This is a genomic window from Pseudomonas sp. SCT, assembly GCF_003864275.1.
GTDB lineage: Bacteria > Pseudomonadota > Gammaproteobacteria > Pseudomonadales > Pseudomonadaceae > Stutzerimonas > Stutzerimonas stutzeri_AE.
On sequence record NZ_BDJA01000010.1, the window covers coordinates 64,482 to 84,947 of the forward strand.

General features: G+C 63.7%; 18 protein-coding genes, 1 pseudogene and 1 riboswitch. Of the genes and pseudogenes, 10 read left to right on the forward strand and 9 right to left on the reverse strand.

Features of this window, described 5'->3' with window-relative positions:
• Positions 1 to 76: 76 nt before the first annotated feature.
• The 4 genes from BHD08_RS20605 (at position 77) to BHD08_RS20620 (ending at position 2,667) form a co-directional block, all read left to right on the forward strand.
• Positions 77 to 724, forward strand: a complete 648-nt coding sequence (locus BHD08_RS20605; protein ID WP_015278254.1) for a TIGR02281 family clan AA aspartic protease — start codon at positions 77 to 79, stop codon at positions 722 to 724.
• Positions 725 to 845: 121 nt separating this feature from the next.
• Entirely contained in the window at positions 846 to 1,463 is a 618-nt protein-coding gene (gene ribA, locus BHD08_RS20610; protein ID WP_015278253.1) for a GTP cyclohydrolase II, read from the forward strand.
• The gene (locus BHD08_RS20615; RefSeq protein ID WP_015278252.1) at positions 1,460 to 1,867 is read left to right on the forward strand and encodes a hypothetical protein; all 408 of its coding nucleotides are present in this window, start codon (positions 1,460 to 1,462) and stop codon (positions 1,865 to 1,867) included. The genes ribA and BHD08_RS20615 overlap by 4 nt, the downstream gene beginning before the upstream one ends.
• On the forward strand, positions 1,867 to 2,667 hold the full coding sequence (locus BHD08_RS20620; RefSeq protein WP_125024637.1) for a cobalamin-binding protein: 801 nt from the start codon (positions 1,867 to 1,869) through the stop codon (positions 2,665 to 2,667). Before BHD08_RS20615 ends, BHD08_RS20620 begins: the two co-directional genes overlap by 1 nt.
• A 22-nt stretch (positions 2,668 to 2,689) precedes the next feature.
• Here BHD08_RS20620 and BHD08_RS20625 read toward each other — a convergent pair whose 3' ends face one another.
• The 4 genes from BHD08_RS20625 to BHD08_RS20645 all read right to left on the reverse strand — a co-directional run bounded on the left by BHD08_RS20625 (position 2,690) and on the right by BHD08_RS20645 (position 11,713).
• Positions 2,690 to 4,555, reverse strand: coding sequence for a TonB-dependent receptor domain-containing protein (locus BHD08_RS20625; protein ID WP_125024640.1), 1,866 nt, complete (start codon positions 4,553 to 4,555; stop codon positions 2,690 to 2,692).
• A 96-nt stretch (positions 4,556 to 4,651) separates the two neighbouring features.
• A riboswitch (cobalamin riboswitch) is annotated at positions 4,652 to 4,867 on the reverse strand.
• Positions 4,868 to 5,035: 168 nt separating this feature from the next.
• Positions 5,036 to 8,689, reverse strand: coding sequence for an AAA family ATPase (locus BHD08_RS20630; protein ID WP_125024642.1), 3,654 nt, complete (start codon positions 8,687 to 8,689; stop codon positions 5,036 to 5,038).
• Complete coding sequence (locus BHD08_RS20635; protein WP_125024644.1) at positions 8,686 to 9,921, reverse strand: exonuclease SbcCD subunit D C-terminal domain-containing protein; 1,236 nt, start codon at positions 9,919 to 9,921, stop codon at positions 8,686 to 8,688. Before BHD08_RS20635 ends, BHD08_RS20630 begins: the two co-directional genes overlap by 4 nt.
• 919 nt (positions 9,922 to 10,840) lie before the next feature.
• Entirely contained in the window at positions 10,841 to 11,713 is an 873-nt protein-coding gene (locus BHD08_RS20645) for a YafY family protein (protein WP_125024646.1), read from the reverse strand.
• 324 nt (positions 11,714 to 12,037) lie between these two features.
• On the opposite strand from BHD08_RS20645, the gene BHD08_RS20650 reads away from it, so the two are divergent.
• On the forward strand, positions 12,038 to 12,253 hold the full coding sequence (locus tag BHD08_RS20650; protein ID WP_125024648.1) for a hypothetical protein: 216 nt from the start codon (positions 12,038 to 12,040) through the stop codon (positions 12,251 to 12,253).
• 3 nt (positions 12,254 to 12,256) lie between these two features.
• Here BHD08_RS20650 and BHD08_RS20655 read toward each other — a convergent pair whose 3' ends face one another.
• Genes BHD08_RS20655 through BHD08_RS20670 form a run of 4 tightly spaced genes read right to left on the reverse strand, consistent with a single transcriptional unit; the run spans position 12,257 to position 14,857 of the window.
• The gene (locus tag BHD08_RS20655; RefSeq protein WP_125024651.1) at positions 12,257 to 13,573 is read right to left on the reverse strand and encodes a sensor histidine kinase; all 1,317 of its coding nucleotides are present in this window, start codon (positions 13,571 to 13,573) and stop codon (positions 12,257 to 12,259) included.
• Positions 13,570 to 14,235, reverse strand: coding sequence for a response regulator transcription factor (locus BHD08_RS20660; protein ID WP_125024653.1), 666 nt, complete (start codon positions 14,233 to 14,235; stop codon positions 13,570 to 13,572). Before BHD08_RS20660 ends, BHD08_RS20655 begins: the two co-directional genes overlap by 4 nt.
• Entirely contained in the window at positions 14,235 to 14,540 is a 306-nt protein-coding gene (locus BHD08_RS20665) for a PepSY domain-containing protein (protein WP_125024655.1), read from the reverse strand. The genes BHD08_RS20660 and BHD08_RS20665 overlap by 1 nt, the downstream gene beginning before the upstream one ends.
• 8 nt (positions 14,541 to 14,548) lie before the next feature.
• Positions 14,549 to 14,857, reverse strand: a complete 309-nt coding sequence (locus tag BHD08_RS20670; RefSeq protein ID WP_125024657.1) for a PepSY domain-containing protein — start codon at positions 14,855 to 14,857, stop codon at positions 14,549 to 14,551.
• Positions 14,858 to 15,027: 170 nt separating this feature from the next.
• Here BHD08_RS20670 and BHD08_RS20675 point away from each other — a divergent pair, with 170 nt between their 5' ends.
• A complete protein-coding gene (locus tag BHD08_RS20675; protein ID WP_125024659.1) occupies positions 15,028 to 15,384 on the forward strand; it encodes a copper-binding protein in 357 nt (118 codons plus the stop codon).
• Here BHD08_RS20675 and BHD08_RS20680 read toward each other — a convergent pair whose 3' ends face one another.
• Positions 15,385 to 16,167: a thioredoxin family protein gene (locus BHD08_RS20680; RefSeq protein ID WP_125024662.1), complete on the reverse strand. Its 783-nt coding sequence runs from the start codon at positions 16,165 to 16,167 to the stop codon at positions 15,385 to 15,387.
• Between the two features lie 227 nt (positions 16,168 to 16,394).
• Between BHD08_RS20680 and BHD08_RS20685 the strand changes: the two genes are divergently transcribed.
• The 4 genes and pseudogenes from BHD08_RS20685 to BHD08_RS20700 all read left to right on the forward strand — a co-directional run bounded on the left by BHD08_RS20685 (position 16,395) and on the right by BHD08_RS20700 (position 20,261).
• Positions 16,395 to 16,658, forward strand: coding sequence for a PepSY domain-containing protein (locus tag BHD08_RS20685; RefSeq protein WP_038663258.1), 264 nt, complete (start codon positions 16,395 to 16,397; stop codon positions 16,656 to 16,658).
• A gap of 164 nt (positions 16,659 to 16,822) precedes the next feature.
• A complete protein-coding gene (locus tag BHD08_RS20690) occupies positions 16,823 to 17,707 on the forward strand; it encodes an RluA family pseudouridine synthase (RefSeq protein WP_125024664.1) in 885 nt (294 codons plus the stop codon).
• 258 nt (positions 17,708 to 17,965) lie between these two features.
• Positions 17,966 to 19,300 carry a short-chain fatty acid transporter gene (locus BHD08_RS20695; protein ID WP_125024666.1) on the forward strand — a complete coding sequence of 445 codons (1,335 nt, stop codon included), beginning with the start codon at positions 17,966 to 17,968 and terminating at the stop codon, positions 19,298 to 19,300.
• 177 nt (positions 19,301 to 19,477) lie between these two features.
• Positions 19,478 to 20,261: pseudogene (locus BHD08_RS20700) on the forward strand (DNA-formamidopyrimidine glycosylase family protein).
• Positions 20,262 to 20,466: the final 205 nt, after the last annotated feature.

Consider the following 20,466-nt stretch of genomic DNA (forward strand, 5'->3'; position numbering starts at 1 on the left):
GGTCGCTGCAGCGTGCCGGCGGTTAATGGATGATCGGCCGTTCCGGCCCGGGCGGCCTGGTTTCGAGGAGATAGTCATGCGTAGCATCCCCATCGTGTTCGCCAGCCTGTTGCTGCTTCCCGCTCTGGCGCAGGCCGCATCCATGGTGCAGGTGGTCGGGCTGTTTCCGGGGGCTGCGGTGGTCAATGTCGACGGCCAGCGCAAGCTGGTCAAGGTCGGCCAGACCGGGCCGGGCGGCGTTCAGGTGATCAGTGCCGATGCCAGTGGCGCGGTGCTGCGGGTCGATGGCGTCGAGCGTCACTACAACCTGAGCCGCGAGTACAGCGGCGCCTACGCCACTCCAAGCAAGACTCAGCTGAGCGTCGCCAAGGGCACCGGCGGCCATTACTGGATCGCCGGGGCGATCAATGGTCAGCCGATCCAGTTTCTCGTCGATACCGGCGCTACCTCGGTGGCGATCAACGAACATCAGGCGCGCCGGTTGGGCATCGACTACCGGGTCAACGGCCGGCCGATGGTGGTGAGTACCGCCAGCGGTACTGCCAAGGCCTGGCGCGTCCATCTCAACAGTGTGAAGGTCGGTGCGATCGAAGTGATCGGCGTGGAAGCGGTAGTCGTCGAGGGGGGCTCGCCCACCGAAGCGCTGCTCGGCATGAGTTTTCTCGGTCGCGTCAGCTGGCGCGAGGAGCAGGGCGTGCTGGTGCTGGAGTCGAAGACGTCCTAGCAACCGGTCGCCAAGCTCGCTGAGCGGCACGATTGGCGCTTACGCTGGCAAAACTCTGCGGCCTGATTCGTCTTTTGTTGGTGTTACAATGTCCGCTTTTCCGCCTCTGGGATTTCCGCCCGTGTCTGTCGTGTTCGTCGCCGCTTCCCAACTGCCGACGCCGTTCGGTGTGTTCACCATGCATGGTTTTCTCGACCAGGACACTGGCAAGGAGCATGTCGCGCTGACGCTGGGCGATGTGGCCGATGGCAAGCCGGTGCTGGGCCGTCTGCATTCCGAGTGCCTGACCGGCGATGCGTTGTTCAGCCTGCGCTGTGATTGCGGCTTCCAGCTGGAAGCGGCCCTGCGGGCGATTGCCGACGAGGGCCGCGGCGTGCTGCTCTATCTGCGCCAGGAAGGCCGCGGCATCGGCCTGCTGAACAAGATCCGCGCCTACGAGTTGCAGGACGCCGGCGCCGATACCGTTGAGGCCAACGAGCGCCTGGGCTTCGCGCCTGACATGCGCGACTACGGCATCTGCCTGCCGATGCTCGAGCATCTGGGCATCGCCGAAATCAAGCTGATGACCAACAACCCGCGCAAGGTCAAGGCGCTGCAGGGCTTCGGCATTCGCGTCGCCGAGCGCAAGCCGCTGCAGATCGCGCACAATCCGCATAACCGCAAATACCTCGCCACCAAGGCCGGCAAGCTCGGCCACATGCTCGGCGAGATTCACCAGGGCGAAGCCGAGCAGTCGTGACGCGAGCCGCCGCCCTTCGCCAGCTCGCACGTGATGGCTGGCTGCATACGCTGCTGATGGTGCTGCCTGTGCTGGTGCTTGGGCGCACATCGGTGGTGTTTGCCGATTGGGGTCTGCCGCTCTTCGCTGCCGGCCTGGTTTCGCTGTTCTTCAGCCTGCGAGCCTTCACCCGCTTCAAACATGCACTGATCGCCACCGAACAGGCGCTGAACGGCCCGGTGGAGGACGATGCTTGGAGCGATCTGCGTCGTGTGCGCCGTCGCGGTCTGCTGATCGCCTCATTACCGGCATGGTTCGGCGCTGCGGGTGCGCTATTCGGCATGGAGCCGGTTGCTCGCCTGTTGCTGGTATTTGGCAGCCTGGTGTTGCTGGTGCTCTACCGCATTCCGCGGCAATTGCATTGATGCGACGTCTGCTACTCGCCGCGCTGGTTTCCCTGGCGTCATTGCCTGCGTTGGCTGCCGAGCGAGTAGTGAGCCTGGCGCCATCGCTCAGCGAGATCATGCTCGAACTCGATGCCGCCGACCGCTTGGTTGGCGTTCTGGATGGCGGCGAGCGGCCAGCTGCGCTGCAGTCGGTGCCTTCGGTTGGGCGCTACGGCCAGGTGGAAATGGAAACCCTGCTCAGCCTGCGTCCTGATCTCGTGCTGCTCTGGCCGGACAGCGTGCCGCGTAGCCAGCGAGAGCAGCTGCAGCAGTTCGGTATTCCCGTTCTAGTCGTCGAGCAAACCCGTCTCGAAAGGCTGGCCGAACAATTCGTCGTGGTCGGCAATGCCGTCAATCGAGCCGAGGAAGGGGAGATACTGGCCGAGCGTTTTCGCCAGGGCTTGGTCGAGCTGCGCCGGAAGTATGTACGTGAGCACCCGCTGCGGGTGTTCTATCAGATCTGGAATCGCCCGCTGTATACCCTCGGCGGACAGCAGATCATCAGCGAAGCGATCGAGGTGTGTGGTGGGCAGAATGTTTTCGCCGATCTGACCCTGGCGGCGCCTCAGGTCAGCATCGAAGCCGTGCTTGCTCGCGATCCTGAAGTCATTCTGGCCGGCAGTGGTGCGCAGCTGGATGAGTGGCAGGCCTGGCCGCAGCTCAGTGCTGTGCGCGATGGGCGATTACTGGAAGTCCCCGACAAGGGGCTGGAGCGGCCGAGCTTCCAGATGCTGGGGGCGATCGGGAAGCTCTGCGAAGTGATGGCGGCAGCGCCCTGAGCGGGCGCGCCGGTTAACGCGACTACAGCGACGGAGTCCAGGTGATGGCGAACAGCGCCGTACGGCCTTCGGTGTTGTATCCGTAGCGTCCGTTGGAGGTGCTGTAGGTCGCTTCGGCGTAGTCCTTGTCGAGCAGGTTATCCAGCTTCAAGTCGAGCTTGAGTTCCTGATTGGCACGCCAGCTGCCACGCAACCCCACCAGGCCATATCCACCCATTTCGATGTCGTTGTCCGCGTCGTCGTAGCGACCGCTGACGGCTCTCCAGCTAGCGCCTACCGAAAACTCGCCCAGCTGGCGGTCCAGATCCAGGCTCAGCGTGCGCTTGGCGTGACGGGCGAGTGTATGACCGCTATCGCGATCGCGTGGGTCGATCAGGCCGGCAGCGAGGCTGGTCTGCCAGCCGAACACGTCCTGCCGGAGAGTGGCTTCCAGGCCATTGATCCGCGCGGTCTGGACATTCTGAGGAATCCAGAAGGCGTCCGAGACGATGGCGTCCTCAATGTCAGTGCGGTACAGCGACAATTCCAGAGAGCCGCTTTCGCTATAGCGGTTGCGCCACTGCAGCTCGTAGCTCTTAGATTTTTCGGGCGTAAGGTCCGGGTTTCCATACCACGAGTCATAAAGTTCGTTGAATGTCGGGGCGCGGAAGCCCTCGCTGTAGGAAACGACCACGTCATTGCGGGTATCCAGCGGTACGGTAAGTGCCGCGTTCCAGGTGTTTTCGCTTCCGTACTGCTCATTCTTGTCATGCCGCAGGCCAATCTCTGTAGAGAACGCATTGCCGGTATAGCGGTGCTGGATGAAAGCTGCCTGGTTCCAACGTGAATCTTGGGCAAAGTCGCTCGAACTGTGCAGTTGGTCCTCATGCCAATCGGCACCGAGCAACAACTGATGAGCCGGATCGAGCTGAAGCGTGTTTACCCAACTGGCTGAGTCACGATATGTCGAGTAGCTGTGAAACACATAGTCAGGAGCCAGTGGGCTGTCGTTTCCGGTGTCCCGCTTGTCCTCGCTGTGCCCGACCTCAAAGCGGCTGTTCCAGACATCATTGAGTTCGGCGTCAACGAACCCGGAGACGCTGCTTAGCTGGAAATCCACGGTCGGCTGAAAGCCTTCGAAGGTGTCGTCGAACTCAATTTCGCCTCGCTGATCCAGCGCGCTGATACCCGCCTCGAACCGATCATTAAAGCGGTGCGCAAGATTCAGGCTAAGCGAGCGGTTGCGGTAAGCGTCATCATCGCCATTGGCGCCGAAGCTATCGCGCGTCGCATCGATACCTTGGGTTTCATCCAGCGCGGCCCCCAGGTTGAAGCGAGTCTGGCCATTCCCACCGGAGAGGTTCAGGCTGCGTTCGAAGGTGCCGTTGCTTCCCGCGCCGAAGCGGACCTCAGGCGCAAGCCCCTGACCGCTGCCTTGGCGAGTGAAGATCTGCACCACCCCGCCGATGGCATCCGAGCCATACAGCGCAGACCGCGGGCCACGCACGACTTCGATCCGCTCGATCTGATCGGGGCTGAGAAATTCGAGGCTGTTGGTACCACTGGACGCTGCCGCGATACGCTGACCGTCTACCAAAACTAGGGTCTGGGTGCTGGCGGTACCGCGCACGAACAGGCTGGTAAGGCTTCCCGCTCCGCCGGAACGGGCGACGCTTACGCCCGGCACACGCTCTAGCAGTTCGGCAACGCTGCGAACCTGCAGGCGCTCGATGTCGTCTCGGTTGAAAACGGTGGTGGCCGCCGGGGTCTGGCTGCGTCGCTGTGGTTCGCGGTTTGCGCTGACCACCGTGTCGGAGAGCTTAAGCGCTTCTTCTCGCGACAGATCGGCCGCGTATGCGTGAGCACCAGGCAGCAGCGCCACGGCCAGGGCAAGTCGGGACAGTTTCATTCTTGGAATTCCTCAAAAGATCGCAGACTTTTGAGGAGGGCAGGAACAAGCGCGGGGATGACGGGCAGCAGCGCTTGACGGTGCTGCCCTCCGCAACACCAGTCGAATCCGTCAGGCCGGTCTCCGGGCTTTCGACGCGCATCACGCTCACCTTCCCATGTCGGAACACAGTGGCTATGGAGCGGACGGCGATCCCAAGGATCGCGGTCGATTACCGTTGCGGGGGCAGCGCCGGCCTTGCTCATCGAGCGCACCGGCTTCCCGTTTAATGCGGACCTTGCGGTCGTACACACCTGGGCGGATAAGAAAACGCGCGAACCTTACGGCTGGTGCTGGGGAAACACAAGCGGACGAATGGCCGCAAGGGCCGCCAGCGCCTGTGGTTTCCGAGCAAAGCCGCGTTCCAGGGCTGCTCACAGGTTGCGCGAAAAACGCGATGGAGTTGCGCGCAGCGGGATGTCTAGCGTTCGACGTCGACCTTTATGAAGGCCCCCCGACAATCTGCAGATCGCTTTGCCCATTGCCCTGACGCCGTACACGGATCTGCACCGGAATGCGCTCGTGCATCTCCGCGACGTGGCTGATCACCGCCACCTTGCGGCCCTGGGCCTGCAGCGAATCCAGCGCGTCCATGGCGATCTGCAGCGACTCGGGATCGAGGCTGCCGAAGCCTTCGTCGATGAACAGCGATTCGATCTTCAGCTTGCTTGAGGCCATCGATGCCAAGCCCAGCGCCAGGGCCAGCGAGACAAGGAAGGTTTCGCCGCCGGACAGCGAATGCACCGAGCGCAGTTCGTCACCCATTTCGGTATCCATCACCAGCAACCCCAGCGGGCTGCCGCCGCGCTTGAGCCGATAGCGCCGCGCCAGTTGGCGCAGCTGCACGTTGGCGTGCTGCACCAACAGGTCGAGGTTGTAGGCCTGGGCGATCTTGCGGAAGGCGCCGCCGTCGCTGGAACCGATCAGCGCGGCGATGCGTCCCCAGCGCTGGTGCTCGGCCCGCGCCGCGTCGATCTGGGTGAGCAGCACCTGGCTCTGGCTGCGGCGTTTGTCGTCGTCGATCAGCTGGGCGCGGGTTTCCGCGCAGCGTTGATCGGCCTGCTCGCACTGCTGCAGTTGCTCGGCATGGCGCTGTTGCAGCTGCTCGGCATCCGGGGCTTCGCTCTGCTGCTGTTTGTGCAGGTTCAGGCGGTTGAGGCAGCCGTCGAGACGCTCGTGACAGCGGGTCAGGTTTTCGCTGTTCTCTCGCAAGCGCTGGCGCGCCTCGGCGATCAGCTGGTCGTCCATGTGCAGCAGCTGGGCGAGGGTGGCGTCGTCCAGCTGCGGACGGTCGGCGCGCCAGCTTGCCAGTTCGGCGTTCAGCGCATCGCGTTCCTGCGCCAGTTCGGCATGGCGCTGACGGCAGTTCTGCTGCTCGCTGTGCAGGCGCGTCAGGCCGAGCTTGCTCTCGTTGAGCTGCTGATCGATCGCGGTCTGCGCCTGGCGGGCGGTCTGGATTGCCGCATCCAGCTGCTGTTGCCAGGCGCTGGCGCTGCTTTGCTCGCCAAGGCTGGTACGCAGCGCCTGCTGGCAGGCCAGCAGCAGTTTCTCGCGCTCGCTCAGCCGCGCGCTGCAGCTCGTCTGTTTCTCCTGGCGATGGCGTTGCTGTAGCTGCTCGTCGCTGCGGCGCTGCTCGCACTGGCGCAGCTCCTCGGCCCGCTCGGTCTGCGCCTGCAGTTGCTGCAGTCGCGTGGCGATGCTGACGTCCAACTGCATAAAGGTCTGCGCCGGATTTTCGCGCCAGCGCTGCAGCTGTTCGACGGGGAGCAGCTCGGCAAAGGCCAGCAGTTCCTCGTCGAGCTGTTGGCTGTCGCGGGTCAGGGCATCGCGTTGGCGGGCGAGCTGCTGAGTCGCCTCGACACAGGCTTCGCGCGCGGCCTGCCAGGCCTGCTGCAGGGTTTCGCTGCGCTGTTGCAGGGCGAGCAACTGCTGCTGACGCTGGCTGGCGCTGGCGATCTGCTCTTTGAGATTGGTCAGCTGCGTTTCCAGCCATTGCGAACGCTCGGCTTCCGGCTGCTCAAGCAATCGCGTGTGGACGGGCAGGGCGAGCAGGCGCGGTGCCAGGGCCTGCAGCTGCAGCTCGACTTCGCTCTGGCGTTGTTGCGTCTGGCGCAACTGCGTGCTGAGCGCGACGTGGCGGTCACGCAGCTCCTGCAGGCGCTGGTCCTGTTCCTGTAGCGCCTGCTGCGCGCGTGCGGCCTCGCTGTCATCGTGGCGGTCGAGACTGGCGACCAGCGTGTCGGTCTGCTGCCAGGGATGCTTGTCGCTGCCGCAGACCGGGCAGGGCTCGCCGGGGACCAGCGCCGCGCGCAGCGCTTCGACATTCTCGCTGCGTGCCAGACGTTGGCGTTCGAGCAGGGCAAGGGTGACCTTGAGCGCCTGCTCGGCAGCATCTCGGTCGCTGCGGACCTGTTTGCCCAGCGGCACCAGGCTGTCCAGTTCGGCCTGCTGGCGGCTGTGGGCGTCGTTCAGTTCACGCTGGCTGGCGGTGAGCGTGAGCTGCTGCGCCCAGAGCTGGTGCAGCGCATCGGTTTCGCGCTCGGCCTGGCGCCATTCATCGAGCTGTCGATGCAGCTGGGCCAGCTGTTCGGCCAGCCCGAGTTCGCTGTCGCGCTCGCGTTGCAGATTATCCAGCGCCTCGCGCGCCAGGTTTTGCTGCGTCTCGGCGGCCTTGGCTTGCGCTTCCAGCGCCGGAAGTTCGCTCTGGCCCTGTTGCAGGCGCGCTGCCAGCTGAACCGCCTGTTGCAAACGCGGACGGTAGCCACCCCAGGCGGCACAGAGCGGTTGCAACGCTGTGCTGGTCTCGAGTTGCTGCGTCAGTGTCGCCAGTTGTTCGGCGGCGCGCTGTTGCTGCTCACCAAGCTGCTTGAGCGTTGCCTCGCCGGCGCTGGCCGCGGCATCGGCCTGGGCGCTTTCTTCGCGGATCGAGGCGAGGTCGGCGTTCAGATGGCTGAGGCGCTCCTCTTCGCGGCGCGCTTGCGCAAGCCTCGGTTCGGCCGTCTGCCGCGCCTGTTCGGCTGCGCGCAGGTCGTTGCCAGCGGCTTCGCACTGCCTCTGCAAGCTGTCGAGACGTTGCTGCAGGCTTTGCGCCTCGTGCTGCAGGCGAGTGAGACTTTCGGCGGTCTTGCCGAGCAGGGGTTCGAGTTCCTGCTGACGCAGAAAACGATGGCGCTGCGGCGCGAGCAGTTCGAACAGGTCGAGAATACGGCGGGCTTCGGTCAGGCTCTCGCGCTCGCCTTCAGCGTCTTGCAGCTGCTGGCGTGCGGCTTCGCGCTCGTTTTCCAGGCGCTGCAGTTCGCTGAGCCATTGCCGCTGGGCTTCGAGCACCTTGAGCTGTTGTTGCAGCTTCTTCAGTTCATCGAGCTGGGCCTGATGCTCACGCTCCAATGCGTCGCGTTGCTCTGGCTCCATGGGCTGCAAGCCGCCGGCCTGCTGTTCCAGACGGGTAAGATTTTCCTTCGCCTGCTTGGCGGCCTCGAAGGCAGCCTGGCCGAGTCGGCTGTAGAGCCCGGTGTCGGTGAGCTTTTCCAGCAGCGTGCCGCGCTCGTTGTCGTCGGCCTTGAGGAAGGCGGAAAACTCGCTCTGCGCCAGCAGCACGGCGCGGGTGAACTGTGCCAGGGTCAGGCCCAGGCGGGCTTCGAGCAGTTCCTTGAACTCGCGCTTCTTGCCGCTGGCCAGCAGCGTGCCGCTGTCCAGATCGGTGAGGCTCTGGCTGCTGGCCTGGAGGCGGCCGTCGACTTTTTCGCGGGCGCGTTTGACCTCCCAGCGGGCGCGGTAGCGGTGGCCGTCGACGCCAATGAAATCCACCTCGGCATAACCGCTGCCGCAGCCGCGTCGCAGCAGGTTGCGCTCGTCGCCGCCGCCGATCTCGGCTTCAACGTCGGGGACCTTGTTTAATGGTGAAACGCTATCCAGTCGCGGAGTGCTGCCGAACAGCGCCAGGCACAGGGCATCGAGAATGGTGCTCTTGCCAGCGCCGGTGGGCCCGGTGATGGCGAACAGGCCGGCGCTGGCCAGGGGTTCGGAGGTGAAGTCGATGACCTGCTCGCCGGCGAGCGATGCCAGGTTCTTCAGGCGGATGGCGAGGATTTTCATCGGTCATCCTCCTCATGGGCGAACTCGACCCGTTGCAGCAAGGTGGCGAAATCCTCCAGCGCCTGGTCGTCCGCCGGGTTGCCGTACTCGACTTCCCAGGCGCGGGCGAACAGCTCCTGCGGGGTGATCTGATCGAGGCCGAGCAATACTTCCGATTCCGTTTCGCCGCGCTTGCCGGCGTATTCGCTGGCAATGCGTACCAGTCGGCAGGCCTTGCCGGTTATGGCGATTTCGATGCGCTGGCGCAGGTCCGGCAGCGGTTCGTCGAGCAGCACACGTACCTCCAGCCAGGGCAGGTGGTCGTCGAACAGCCCGGTTGGCGGCAGCGCCTCCAGCGCGGCGATCACCTCGGCCAACGGTGCGCGACCGATACGGATCATCTCCACTGCGCGTGGAACCGGCAGGCTTTCGACCTGTACCAGCGCTTCGCCATCGAGTTCGACCAGCAGCACCTGATGCGGGTAGTTCACCTCGGCAAAGGACAGCGGCAGCGGCGAGCCGCTGTAGCGGATGCGCGTCTGCCCGGCGACCTGCTGCGGCTTGTGCAGATGGCCCAAGGCGACATAGGCGACGGATTCGGGGAACAGGCTGGCCGGCAGCGCCTCGGCGTTGCCGATGACGATGTTGCGCTCGGACTCCTCCGACACCGCGCCGCCAGCCATGTGCGCGTGGCTCATGGCGACCAGCGCCTGGCCGGGTTGGCGTGCGGTTTCGGCTGCAGTGATCAGTCGCTCGTGGACCTGGCGGATGCCGGTCATGTAGTCGTCGCCCAGCTCCATTCCGGTGACTTCGGCCGGTCGCAGGAAGGGCAGAGTGAGGCACCAGGCGGCGGTGTTGCCCTTGGCATCATGCAACGGCACGAGCAGACGCCCGTGGTCCAGCTGGCCCTCGGCGACCCAGCTGATGCGGCCTACGGCATGTGCGTTGAGGCGCTTCATCAGCGGCGCCGGCAGCTCGATGCGCCCGCCGGAGTCGTGGTTGCCGGCGATCATGACGATGTCCAGCTGCGGGAGTTTTTCGTGGGCGCGGACGATGAAGTCGTAGAGCCGCTCCTGGGCCTTGAGCGGCGGGTTGACCGTGTCGAAGACGTCGCCAGCGATAAGCAGGGCATCGGCGCGGTGGGCGACCAGCTGGTCCAGCAGCCAGGCGAGAAACTGCGCATGTTCGTAGTCGCGGTCCTGACCGTGGAGGGTCTGGCCGAGGTGCCAGTCGGAGGTGTGGATCAGGCGCATGCGAGGGAGTTTTCTTCGTAGGTGTCACGACGGACCGCGACTGGGTGGAGGAGGTTGGGCGCAGCGTTTGTGCAGCGTATCCGTAGGCGCGGAGGAGGGTGTCGAGTCTCTGCTGGCGAAGCTTTTGGACGTTGGCTTCGCGGGATACGGCCTGTCGCGGTGATGGGTAGATGCATTGGTTTCGCCCTCCTGGGCGAGTCCCTTTTGGCAGTCGCCCCAAAAGGAACCAAAAAGTCTTGCCCCTGCATCCGGGTCTCGCTGCGCTCGACTTCCCTCATTCCATCCACGTTCCAGGGGCCGGCGTACAAGGGCCATCCATGGCCCTTTACGCCTCTCGCGGCATCCATGCCGCTCGCTCCCCTCCACGCGGATTTCATTCGGCCTCCTGAACGGGGCGTTCGGCGTCGCCTGACAGATTGTTGACTGGTAAACGAGCGAAGCGTCCTCACGCTATTAATAAACTTACAGACGACTCGGTCTCGAATCCCCTTCAGGAGGCCGAGCGTAGGTGCTGCGCAGGGGGACGCGAGGCATGGATGCCGAGCGAGGAGCGATGGGCCAGGGATGGCCCTTCGCGACGACCCCCGGAGCAGCGCCGGAGCGAGGGAAGTTTTGCGAAGCAAAACCCGTATGTAGGGGTGGCCTTCTTTTTGGTTACTTTTTCTTGGCCACACAAGAAAAAGTGACGCGCCGTGCAAGGCGCAACCTGCTGGTCGGGTCGAGGAAAGCGCGGCGTCGTACGCATAGGTCTGCGCCGGCAACAGTTCGTGAGCAAGCTCGTTGCTACAAATGGTCAAGCCATGCGAGGCGCAATCTGCAGGTCGGGCCGAGGAAAGCGCGGCGTCGTATGCACAGGTTTGTGCCTGCACCTGATCGCGAGCAAGCTCGCTCCTGCAGGTGGTCACGTGACGCCTAACCCTCACGAGTACAACCACCCCTTCAACGCCTGCAGATTCCCCACCTGCAACTGCTGCGCCGCTGCATTGGCCTGCACGGTATTCGGATCGATCCCGAAGCGCTGCAACACGTACTGCACCAGCGCGCCGCGGGTCTCCACTGGCAGCTGGCCGTCGACCATGCCGAAGTCCACTTCGATGATCGCCTTCTGCGCCTGGCTCAGTCGCGCATCCGGCTCGATCAGCACGGTCACTGGCGTGTTCCACGCCTCGTCCTGTTCGCGGGTGTGTTCGCTCGCGTCCATCAGGTCCGGCTCGCCGCGGAAGCGGCTGAGCACGAAGTCGCGGTACTCGCGGTTCTTCTCGCAATAGGCGCGCACATGCCAGCGCATGCCGGTGAACACCAGCGTGTGCGGCGCCATCACGCGAATCTCAACATCGGGGTTGGCCAGCGAGACGTACTCGCTCTCCAGCCTCAGGCCCTCGCGGCAGGCCTGCAGGATCGGTCGCAGCACCTCCGGGCGGATGCTGCGGTCCGGTACCTGCAGCACTTCGGTGTGCGCATAGGCCAGCGCCAGGCCCTCGATATGCGGGGCGCGCACGCGGTTCTGGTCGAGCAGGTGCAGGTAGGCGCTGGCGCTGCCGTCGATGAACAACGGCTGAAAGCCTTTGGTCGGCTTGTAGCCCTTCAGGTGGCGGTCATATGTCAGGTTTTTGGGCGCATGTTCGTTCAGGTAGGTGTTGATGTCCTTCGATGCCTGCTGGCGACTGATGCCGAAGCTCTGCATCAGGTGGCCCGTGGTCAGGCGGCCTTCCCACCAGGCGATGGTTTCGATCAGGCGGTAGCGCAGCGCCAGGTCCCAGCGAATCTGACTGATCGATTGCTTGCGTTTCATCGCCTTTGCACCTGTGCCAAAGATTTACATGCCTATGTCGAGCAGGTCGACGTGTCGTGCAAAGCTACATATATTCGGAGCGTGTTTCAACTCGATCCAGTGGATGAGGTGACCTGACATGAGCCTGCTGATCAATGCCTTGGTGATGTCCTGTGTGGCGTTCGTTTCAATGCTTCTTCTGGCGTGGCTGGCCTATGGCGAGGACGATCGGAAGGGGTGACAACGGTTACAGTCATGTGAAGACAGCAGGCTTCCCGATAGACGGCATGAATCTCCGAGCGTAGAACCGGGTCTTTGTCTCAGGCTCATTGCTAGAGATGCTCCATGAAGACTCTGTCCCGTCATTTGGCCGATACCTTCACCTCGCAATACCGGACCCGCGTGGAACCACAGGCGGACGGCAGGTTGGAGGTCCATGTCGGTTACCCGATCAATGGCACCCATGCGACGCGGATCGTGGCCGGGTATCAGGTACAGAACACCCTGCTGGTTGAAACCATCCTCGAAGACATGCGCAACGAACTGGCCCGCCCGCAATAAGCTTCAGCGCGTCGCCGGCAGTACGATGCGTACGCGCAAACCACCCAGCGGGCTTTCTTCCAGACGCCACTCGCCACGCCAGGCCGTCAGGATATCGCTGACGATCCCCAGCCCCAGGCCATGACCCTCCGCCGACTCATCCAGCCGTACGCCGCGGTCGATGACCTGTTCCCGCTGCTGCTCCGCAATCCCCGGTCCGTCATCGTCCACCAGCAGGATGAAGCCGTTGTCGTCGCGCTCGATGGTCAGTTCGACGCGGCTGTTGGCCCATTTGCAGGCGTTATCCAGCAGGTTGCCGAGCAGTTCGAGCATGTCCTCGCGATCACGTGGCAGACGGCAGCGGTCGGGAGCGTGCCAGCGCAGGTCGAGTCCGCCACGGTGGATCATCGCCAGCGTATCGAACAGCGCCGGCAGTTCGGCATCGCAATCGAAATGAGCGCCCGGCAATACGTCGACCGATAGCCGTGCGCGGCCCAGTTCGCGGCTGACGCGCTGCTGGATCTGGCTCAGCTGCTCCTGCAGGCTGGCCTGCAGCTCAGGATGGGCGGCCAGTTCGTCGCGCTGCACCAGACTGCCGAGTACCGCCAGTGGAGTCTTCAGCGCATGACCGAGGTTGCCCAGCGCGTGCCGCGAGCGTTGCAGTGTTTCATCGGTATGGGTCAGTAGATGATTGATCTGCTCCACCAGCGGCTGCAGCTCGCGTGGTGCTTGCTGGTCCAGCTGCTGGCGCTGGCCCTGCTGCAGCTGGGCGATCTGCTGGCGCGCGCGCTCTAGCGGTCGCAGTGCCAGGCCCATGGCATAGCGCTGCAAAAGCAGCAATGCGAGCAGCGCGAAACCGACCAGCCCCAGACCGCTGAGCCGTACACGAGCGAAGCTTTCGAGGACCGGCGTGTAGTCCTGCGCCACGCTGATGATGATCGGCTGCCCGTCACGGCGGTACTCGGCGCGGTAGCCCAGCAACCGCTGGCCCTGTGGGCCGTCGAGTAGTTCGTCCGCCAGCCCCGCACGTTCCGGCCATTCTGGTGTGGCGTCCCACAGCGAGCGGGAGCGCCAGGTTCGCCCGGGCAGCTCGATCTTGAAATAGTGGCCGGAAAAGGGGCGCTGATAGCGTGGATTGAGACGCTGCAGATCCAGCTGGGCACCGTTCGGTCCCTTTACCAGGGCGATCAGCAGGCCTTCGGTTTCCTCGCGCAGGTCGGTTTCCAGGCTACGCTTGAGCCCCGATTCGAACAGCCAGAGGCTGGTCTGCACCAGCACCAGCGTGACCAACAGCAGGGTGGCGATCAGTGCCAGGCTGAGGCTGCGCTGGATGGACTTCACGGCTGGCCGCCGAAGCGATAGCCCTGGCCGCGGCGCGTCTCGATCAGCTCGCGGCCGAGCTTGCCGCGCAGGCGATTGATGTGTACCTCGATGACGTTGGAATCGCGTTCGGTTTCGCCGTCGTAGAGGTGTTCGGTCAGTTGCGTTTTAGAGAGCAGCTGGCCCGGATGCAGCATGAAATAGCGCAGCAGGCGGAATTCACCCGCGGTGAGCTCGATATCCTGGCCATCCTTGCTACAGCACTGGCGCGATTCGTCCAGTTCCAGGCCGCCAGCCTGCAGCAGCGGCTGATTGGCCAGGCCGTGGGCGCGGCGCAACAGCGCCTGGATGCGCAGTAGCAGCTCTTCGGGATGGAAGGGTTTGGTCAGGTAATCATCGGCACCGGCCTTGAGGCCATCGATGCGTTCGGCCCAGGAGCCGCGCGCGGTGAGGATCAGCACCGGCGTGGTGAGGCCGCCGGCGCGCCAGGCCCGCAGCACCTCCAGCCCCGGTTTGCCAGGCAAGCCGAGGTCGAGAATGATCAGGTCATAGGGCTCGCTAGCGCCCTGGTATTCGGCGTCGCGGCCGTCGGCCAGCCAGTCGATGGCATAGCCGTTGCGGCTGAGACTGGCGACCAGTTCGTCGGCCAGCGGAACGTTGTCTTCGACCAGTAGCAGGCGCATCAGTCTTCTTCATCCTTGAGCAGGCGCCCATCGCGGGCATCCAGTTCGAGCTCGCGGGCAATGCCTTCGTTGGTGAGCAATTCGATTTCGTAAACGTAGATGCCATCCTCCTCCTCCAGCTCCGCCTCCAGCAGGCTCGCCCCCGGATAGCGTTCCATGGCGCGCTGGAGCAGCGCTTCCAGCGGCATGATCAGGCCCTCGCGGCGTAGCCGCAGGGCCTCATCCTGGTCCAGGTCGCGGCTCGCCGCCGGAGTGGCAGCGAGCAGCAGGGTCAGTGGAACGGTTACGAGAAGGGGGACACGCATGGATGGCCTCAGTCGTCCTGATGGTCCTTCAGCACTTCGCCAGTCTTGGCGTCGAGCTCGACGTCCCATTGCACACCTTTGTCGTCGCGCAGTTCAAGCTGATAGACGTAGCGACCGTATTCTTCTTCCAGTTCGGTTTCCTCGACGGTGGCGCCGGGGTGCTTGGCCAGTGCCGCTTCGTTGAGCTTTTCGAACGACTGGATGGTGCCGGCATCGCGCAGCTTGAGTGCTTCGTCGGGACCGATGTCCTTTGCCATGGCCAGGTTGGCACCAAAGGCGAGGGCGGCGGCGGTGAACAGCGTAGTCAGTGTTTTCATCGTTTTGATTCCTGTGGTTGGTTTCGACGATTCACAGGTTACGAGGGCTGGCTTAAACGAAACTGAATGCGGCATGCGACCGCGAATGCACCGTTCGAGCGAGGGCGAACGGCACCACGACGACTACGCTTGCAGCAGTCATCACAACCGATCGATCGGGGTGAGTCGTCATGAAAGCCGTATCTCTTGCGCTACTGGCAGTGCTCTGGCTGAGCGGCCCGGCGTCGGCCGAGGACCTGCTCAAGCCTTCCACCACGCCGCCGCCCGTGGATGATGTCTCGGCGGGCAATGCTCTGGAGGCCGAGCCGACCCATGAGGGCGAAGGGGTGATCCGCGCCATCGACGTGCAGCAGGGCAGCGTGACCATCGCACACGGGCCGGTGCCTGATTTGAAATGGCCCGCCATGATCATGCCGTTCAAGGCGAGCGCCGCGCAGCTTCGCGGGCTGGCGATCGGTGATGCGGTGGAGTTTCGCTTCACCGACGGCGAGATGGACCCGCAGATCGTCTCGATTCGACGGCGTTAGCTAGCCCCGTTGGTTCTGCTCGTGGCAGCAACCGGGCGCTGGCATGGGGCGCCCGTCTGGCGCGACGCCGTCGCTGCTTTCGTAGCGGTCGTGCAGACGCACCCAGTCGGTGAGGTTGTGCCGCGGACCGGTCTCGTTGCGACCGTTGGGGGTCATGTCCAGCAGCACGTAGGTACCGAGCAGCTCTTCGGCGCCGCGACCATAGGCCGAGAAGGTGTGGAAGATCTCGCCCTGCGGGTCCCGGTAGAAAACGCTGAAGCCCGACAGCTCCTCGCAGACAAAGGGTTGCCAGGCGTAGTTGTAGAAGACCTTGCCATCGACGATATCCTCGGCATCGAAGGACACGTGGAAGTCACGGTTGAACGTGCTGCCCGCCGAGGACAGCCAGCGGAACGGCCAGCCCATACGGCGCCGGAATGCCTCCAGCCGCTCGAACGGCGCGCGGGATATGGCCGCGAAGCTGACGTCATGCTGCAGCAGGTGCAGTAGCGCACCGCCGATATGATCGGCCTCGAACGAACAGCCGACGCAGCCCTCGGTCCAGTCCGGGCCGAACATGAAGTGCTTGATCACCAGCTGGCTGCGCCCTTCGAACAGGTCGCTCAGGCGAACCGGGCCGCCAGCGTCGTGAAAGTGGTAGTCCTGGGTGATGCGCCGCCAGGGCAATTGCCGGCGCTTCTCGAAGAGCGCATCGCGCTGGCGGGTGAGCTGTTTTTCTTCCTGCAGATGGGCGCTGTGAGCAGCCAGCCAGTCCTGATCGGATACGACCTTGTGCGTTGCCATGGGAACCTCCGGGGCGCGAATTGGGGAGCGTGCGCGGAGCCAGCGTCGCGTGGCGATGGCCCTGTGGCAGAGTCGATTGGCGCCGAGCGAAATCGACATCGGACCTGCACATGCCGGGCAGCTGGCGGTGCCGCGGTTGAACTTAGCGGCCGTCGTTGCGCTCGTAATTCAGGCAGGGGCCAATTCATATGGCCCGATCTGGTTCCGTTCGCAGAAGGAAAAACGAGATGTATAACAAGACACTGACCGCCGCGTTCGCTGTTGCCATCCTGGGTTCTGGCGCTGCCTTTGCAGCCGACAAGCCCGGCGCCGACTGGATCACCCTTGAGCAAGCCGTGGAGAAGGCGAAGGCCGCCGGCTATACCGAACTGCACGGCATCGAAGCCGATGATGACGGCTGGGAAGGCGAGGGCATGAAGCAGGACGGCAAGAAGTACGAGTTCAGCATCGACGGCCGCACCGGCGAAGTGACCAAGGAAAAAGAAGACTGATGCTGCGTCCACCGCGCAACTGATCTTTACGCTGAGCGCATGCATCGCCTTGCTGAGGCGGCGCTGCGCTCAGCGGGCACCTGCGGCGATACTCCCGCAACGGGAGGCAGCCACTGATAGAGCGGGTATCATCCAGCTCCTCGTCGCGCCGCGTAGCTGCTTCCATGTCCGTTTCCAACTCCCGTCCCAGCACCCTGCATCTGCCCCAAGGCGACTGGCCTACGGTACTCGACTGCCTGTGCGCGCATTTTCCAGCGATCGGTCGCGACGCCTGGCTCGATCGCATGGCCCGTGGCCGGGTGCTGGATGCCGACATGCAGCCGATCGATGCCGCGCAGGCCTATCGGGTCGGCATGCGCATCCATTACTTTCGCGAAGTGCCGAACGAGACGCCGGTGCCGTTCGAGGAGCGCGTCCTGCATGTCGACGAGCATCTGGTGGTGGCGGACAAACCGCACTTTCTTTCGGTAATGCCCGCCGGCGAGTACGTCAACGAAACCCTGCTGGCGCGGCTCAGCAAACGGCTGGGTAACGCCGATCTGGTGCCGATCCATCGCATCGACCGTCTCACCGCCGGGCTGGTGCTGTTCTCGGCCAACCGCGAGAGCCGCGGTGCCTACCAGGCGCTGTTTCGTCAGCGAGAGATCAACAAGCGCTACGAGGCGATCTGCCCGGCGCTGCCTGGGCTTGAGTTCCCCATGCGCCGACGCCTGTGCATGGTGCCGGGTGAGCCGTTCTTCCTCATGCGCGAAGGCGATGGCGAACCGAACAGCGAGACACTGATCGAGGTGCTGGAAAGGCGCGGCGACTTCTGGCGCTATGGGCTTTCACCCATCAGTGGCAAAAAGCACCAGCTGCGCCTGCACATGGCCACGCTCGGCGCCGGCATCTGCAACGACCCCTTCTACCCGCAGCTGCTGGAGCGAAGCCAGCGCGACGCTGACGACTACGCACGCCCGCTCAAGCTGCTGGCACGCGGCTTGCGCTTTCGCGACCCGTTGAGCGGAGCGCTGCGCGAGTTCGAGAGCATGCTGCAGCTCGAGTGGTGATCCGCGGGTTGCTCGTTCCATAGAGCATCAGGGCCGAGCTTCGTACCGCCATTGCGCACAAGGCGGCGCGCCCCAGCCGCCCGGGTTTCGCTTCTCTCAGTGATCAATGCATCCCTTGCCTCATTCCATCACGGCTGAGGCTTCGTGCGTCCAATCGAAAGCGTTCGATAAACGAACCGTTACTCGATTATCGGATTGTTGGCTTTGATCCAGGCCGTCTACCGTCGCCGTCCAGAAAAACAACGGCCAGGAGGCCCCATGAATGCGTTAGCCAACTTCTTCACACGCCTAGTCAATCGCTATATGCCGGACCCGTTGGTCATCGCCATGGGGCTCACGGTTCTAACCATGCTCCTTGCGGTGCTTGTCGAAGGCAGCAGCCCGCTCGACGTTACGCGCTACTGGGGCGGTGGTTTCTGGAACCTGCTGGCGTTCAGCATGCAGATGACGGTCATCCTCCTGGCAGGTTACATACTGGCTCGCACCCCTCTCGTCGACGGTTTGCTAGACCGGATCGCCGGCACTGTACGTACGCCGTTTGCCGCCATTGTCGTCGCCACCCTGGTCGGTACGATCGGCAGCTGGCTGAACTGGGGGTTCGGCCTGGTGATTGGCAGCATCGTCGCTCAGAAGCTGGCACTGAAGGTGCCGGGCCTGCATTACCCGCTGGTAATCGCGGCAGCGTTTTCCGGGTTCTCGGTTTACGGTATCGGTTTGTCTGGCAGTGTCCCGCTGCTGATCGCGACCGAAGGGCATTTCCTGCAGGACCGCATGGGGTTGATACCCCTTTCGGAGACCATCTTCAGCGCTCCGCTGCTGATCGCCTCGGCACTGGTTGTGCTGACGCTACCGCTGTTCAACGCCTGGCTTCATCCGAAGAACCCCAGGCAGATCGTTGAAATCGATCCGACAACGGTCGCCATCCCGTTCGAGCCGAGCCTGGCAGGAAACACTGAGGCGACCCTGGCTGATCGGATGAATCACAGCAAGGTGACCGGGATCGTCATCGGCGCGCTCGGATTGTTCTATGTCGGCTTGCGCTTCTCCGATGGTGGTTCGCTGGATCTGAACACGGTCAATTTCATCTTCGTGTTTCTCGGGATTCTGCTGTTCGCTTCGCCGGCCCGCTATCTGGCGGCGTTGGCTGAAGGGGTGAAGATCGTTTCGGGAATCATCATCCAGTACCCGTTCTACGCCGGCATCATGGGCGTCCTGGTTGGTTCGGGGCTGGTTGTATCCTTCGCCGAGCTGTTCGTCCGGATTTCCACTGCCGAAACGCTGCCGATCTGGTCGTTCATCAGCGGTGGACTGATCAATATTCTCGCGCCGTCGGGGGGTGGTCAGTGGGCGATGCAGGGGCCCGTTGTGATCGAGGCTGCGCGCGAGCTGAATGCGTCCCTGGCGGCAACCGCACTGGGTGTGCAGGTCGGCGATCAGTGGACCAACATGATTCAGCCGTTCTGGATACTGCCGGCGCTGGCAATTTCCAAGCTGAAACTGCGCGATGTGATGGGCTACATGGTGCTGATCCTGGGCTATCTGGGACTCATCTTTGGCGGCACTATCTGGGTCTGGGGCTACCTTGCTGCCTGAGGGCCGCAGCTAGCCCTGGGACATCAGGCCTGTCCTGCCATCGTCATCCTTGCGGGCAGCGTTGGCCGGATGATCTAGCCAGCTTGCGAGTCGGCTCGGGTCATTCGGTCACCCCATCGCACCTTCAGGCCAGGCTTCAGTCGATATCGGTATTGCTCCAGCAGAAGCGATACCGCCATGCCCGAAGGTCCCTCCATCGTTATCCTGCGTGAAGAAGTCGCGGCATTCAGCGGGCGCACCGTCGAGCGTGCCGAAGGCAGCGCGAAGATCGACATGTCTCGCCTCGTCGGTCAGGCGGTGCGCGGCTTCCATAGTTGGGGCAAGCATTTCCTGATCGAGCTGGAAGACGTCGCCGTTCGCATCCATCTGTTGCTGTTCGGCAGTTACCGCATCAACGAACGCAAGGACGCCACCGCACGGCTGAGCCTGGCTTTTGCCAATGGCGAGCTGAACTTCTATGCCTGCTCCGTGCAGCTGATCGAGGGGCCGCTGGGTGCGGCCTATGACTGGAGCATGGATGTGATGAGCGATGCCTGGAGCCCGCGCACGACGCTCAAGCGTTTGCGCGCACGGCCACGGTTGCTGGCCTGCGATGCGCTGCTCGACCAGACGCTGTTCGCCGGCTCCGGCAACATCATCAAGAACGAGGTGCTCTATCGGATTCGTGTGCATCCGCTGTCGCTGATCGGCGAGTTGCCGCCAGCCAAGCTGCGCGAACTGGTACGCGAGGCGCGTAGCTACAGCTTCGAGTTTCTCGAGTGGAAACAGGCCGGCGTGCTCAAGGCGCACTGGTTGGCCCATGGCAAGACGGCCTGCGTGCGCTGCCATATTCCGCTGGTGAAGGTGAAAGAACTGGGGCGCAGCAGGCGGCGGGCGTTCTTCTGCGAGCGCTGCCAAAAGCGCTACGGTGATTCATCACAGCTCGTGCCCGAGGAGCCGAAGTGCGGTGGATGAGGGGTAGGGTGGACAACGGCGCAGCCTTGTCCACGCGGTTGTTCCGCCGCCGCCGAGGTGGTCGCCCGGCTCGGTGAAAAAGCTGCGTGTTTTCCACCCTACGGCGGCGTGGTGTTGAGGCGTAGATGGTTCGCCGGTGCAGGATGCTCGTAGGGTGGACAACGGCAGCGCCTTGTCCACGTCGCGGTCGGGCTCTGCTGTGCGTTGCCTAG

Bases quoted from the DNA above. Each gene is read 5' to 3' on its own strand.
- BHD08_RS20605 (WP_015278254.1), top strand. From the start codon at position 77: ATGCGTAGCATCCCCATCGTGTTCGCCAGCCTGTTGCTGCTTCCCGCT.
- BHD08_RS20620 (WP_125024637.1), top strand. From the start codon at position 1,867: ATGCGACGTCTGCTACTCGCCGCGCTGGTTTCCCTGGCGTCATTGCCT.
- BHD08_RS20625 (WP_125024640.1), bottom strand. From the start codon at position 4,555: ATGAAACTGTCCCGACTTGCCCTGGCCGTGGCGCTGCTGCCTGGTGCT.
- BHD08_RS20630 (WP_125024642.1), bottom strand. From the start codon at position 8,689: ATGAAAATCCTCGCCATCCGCCTGAAGAACCTGGCATCGCTCGCCGGC.
- BHD08_RS20635 (WP_125024644.1), bottom strand. From the start codon at position 9,921: ATGCGCCTGATCCACACCTCCGACTGGCACCTCGGCCAGACCCTCCAC.
- BHD08_RS20645 (WP_125024646.1), bottom strand. From the start codon at position 11,713: ATGAAACGCAAGCAATCGATCAGTCAGATTCGCTGGGACCTGGCGCTG.
- BHD08_RS20650 (WP_125024648.1), top strand. From the start codon at position 12,038: ATGAAGACTCTGTCCCGTCATTTGGCCGATACCTTCACCTCGCAATAC.
- BHD08_RS20660 (WP_125024653.1), bottom strand. From the start codon at position 14,235: ATGCGCCTGCTACTGGTCGAAGACAACGTTCCGCTGGCCGACGAACTG.
- BHD08_RS20665 (WP_125024655.1), bottom strand. From the start codon at position 14,540: ATGCGTGTCCCCCTTCTCGTAACCGTTCCACTGACCCTGCTGCTCGCT.
- BHD08_RS20670 (WP_125024657.1), bottom strand. From the start codon at position 14,857: ATGAAAACACTGACTACGCTGTTCACCGCCGCCGCCCTCGCCTTTGGT.
- BHD08_RS20675 (WP_125024659.1), top strand. From the start codon at position 15,028: ATGAAAGCCGTATCTCTTGCGCTACTGGCAGTGCTCTGGCTGAGCGGC.
- BHD08_RS20680 (WP_125024662.1), bottom strand. From the start codon at position 16,167: ATGGCAACGCACAAGGTCGTATCCGATCAGGACTGGCTGGCTGCTCAC.
- BHD08_RS20685 (WP_038663258.1), top strand. From the start codon at position 16,395: ATGTATAACAAGACACTGACCGCCGCGTTCGCTGTTGCCATCCTGGGT.
- BHD08_RS20690 (WP_125024664.1), top strand. From the start codon at position 16,823: ATGTCCGTTTCCAACTCCCGTCCCAGCACCCTGCATCTGCCCCAAGGC.
- BHD08_RS20695 (WP_125024666.1), top strand. From the start codon at position 17,966: ATGAATGCGTTAGCCAACTTCTTCACACGCCTAGTCAATCGCTATATG.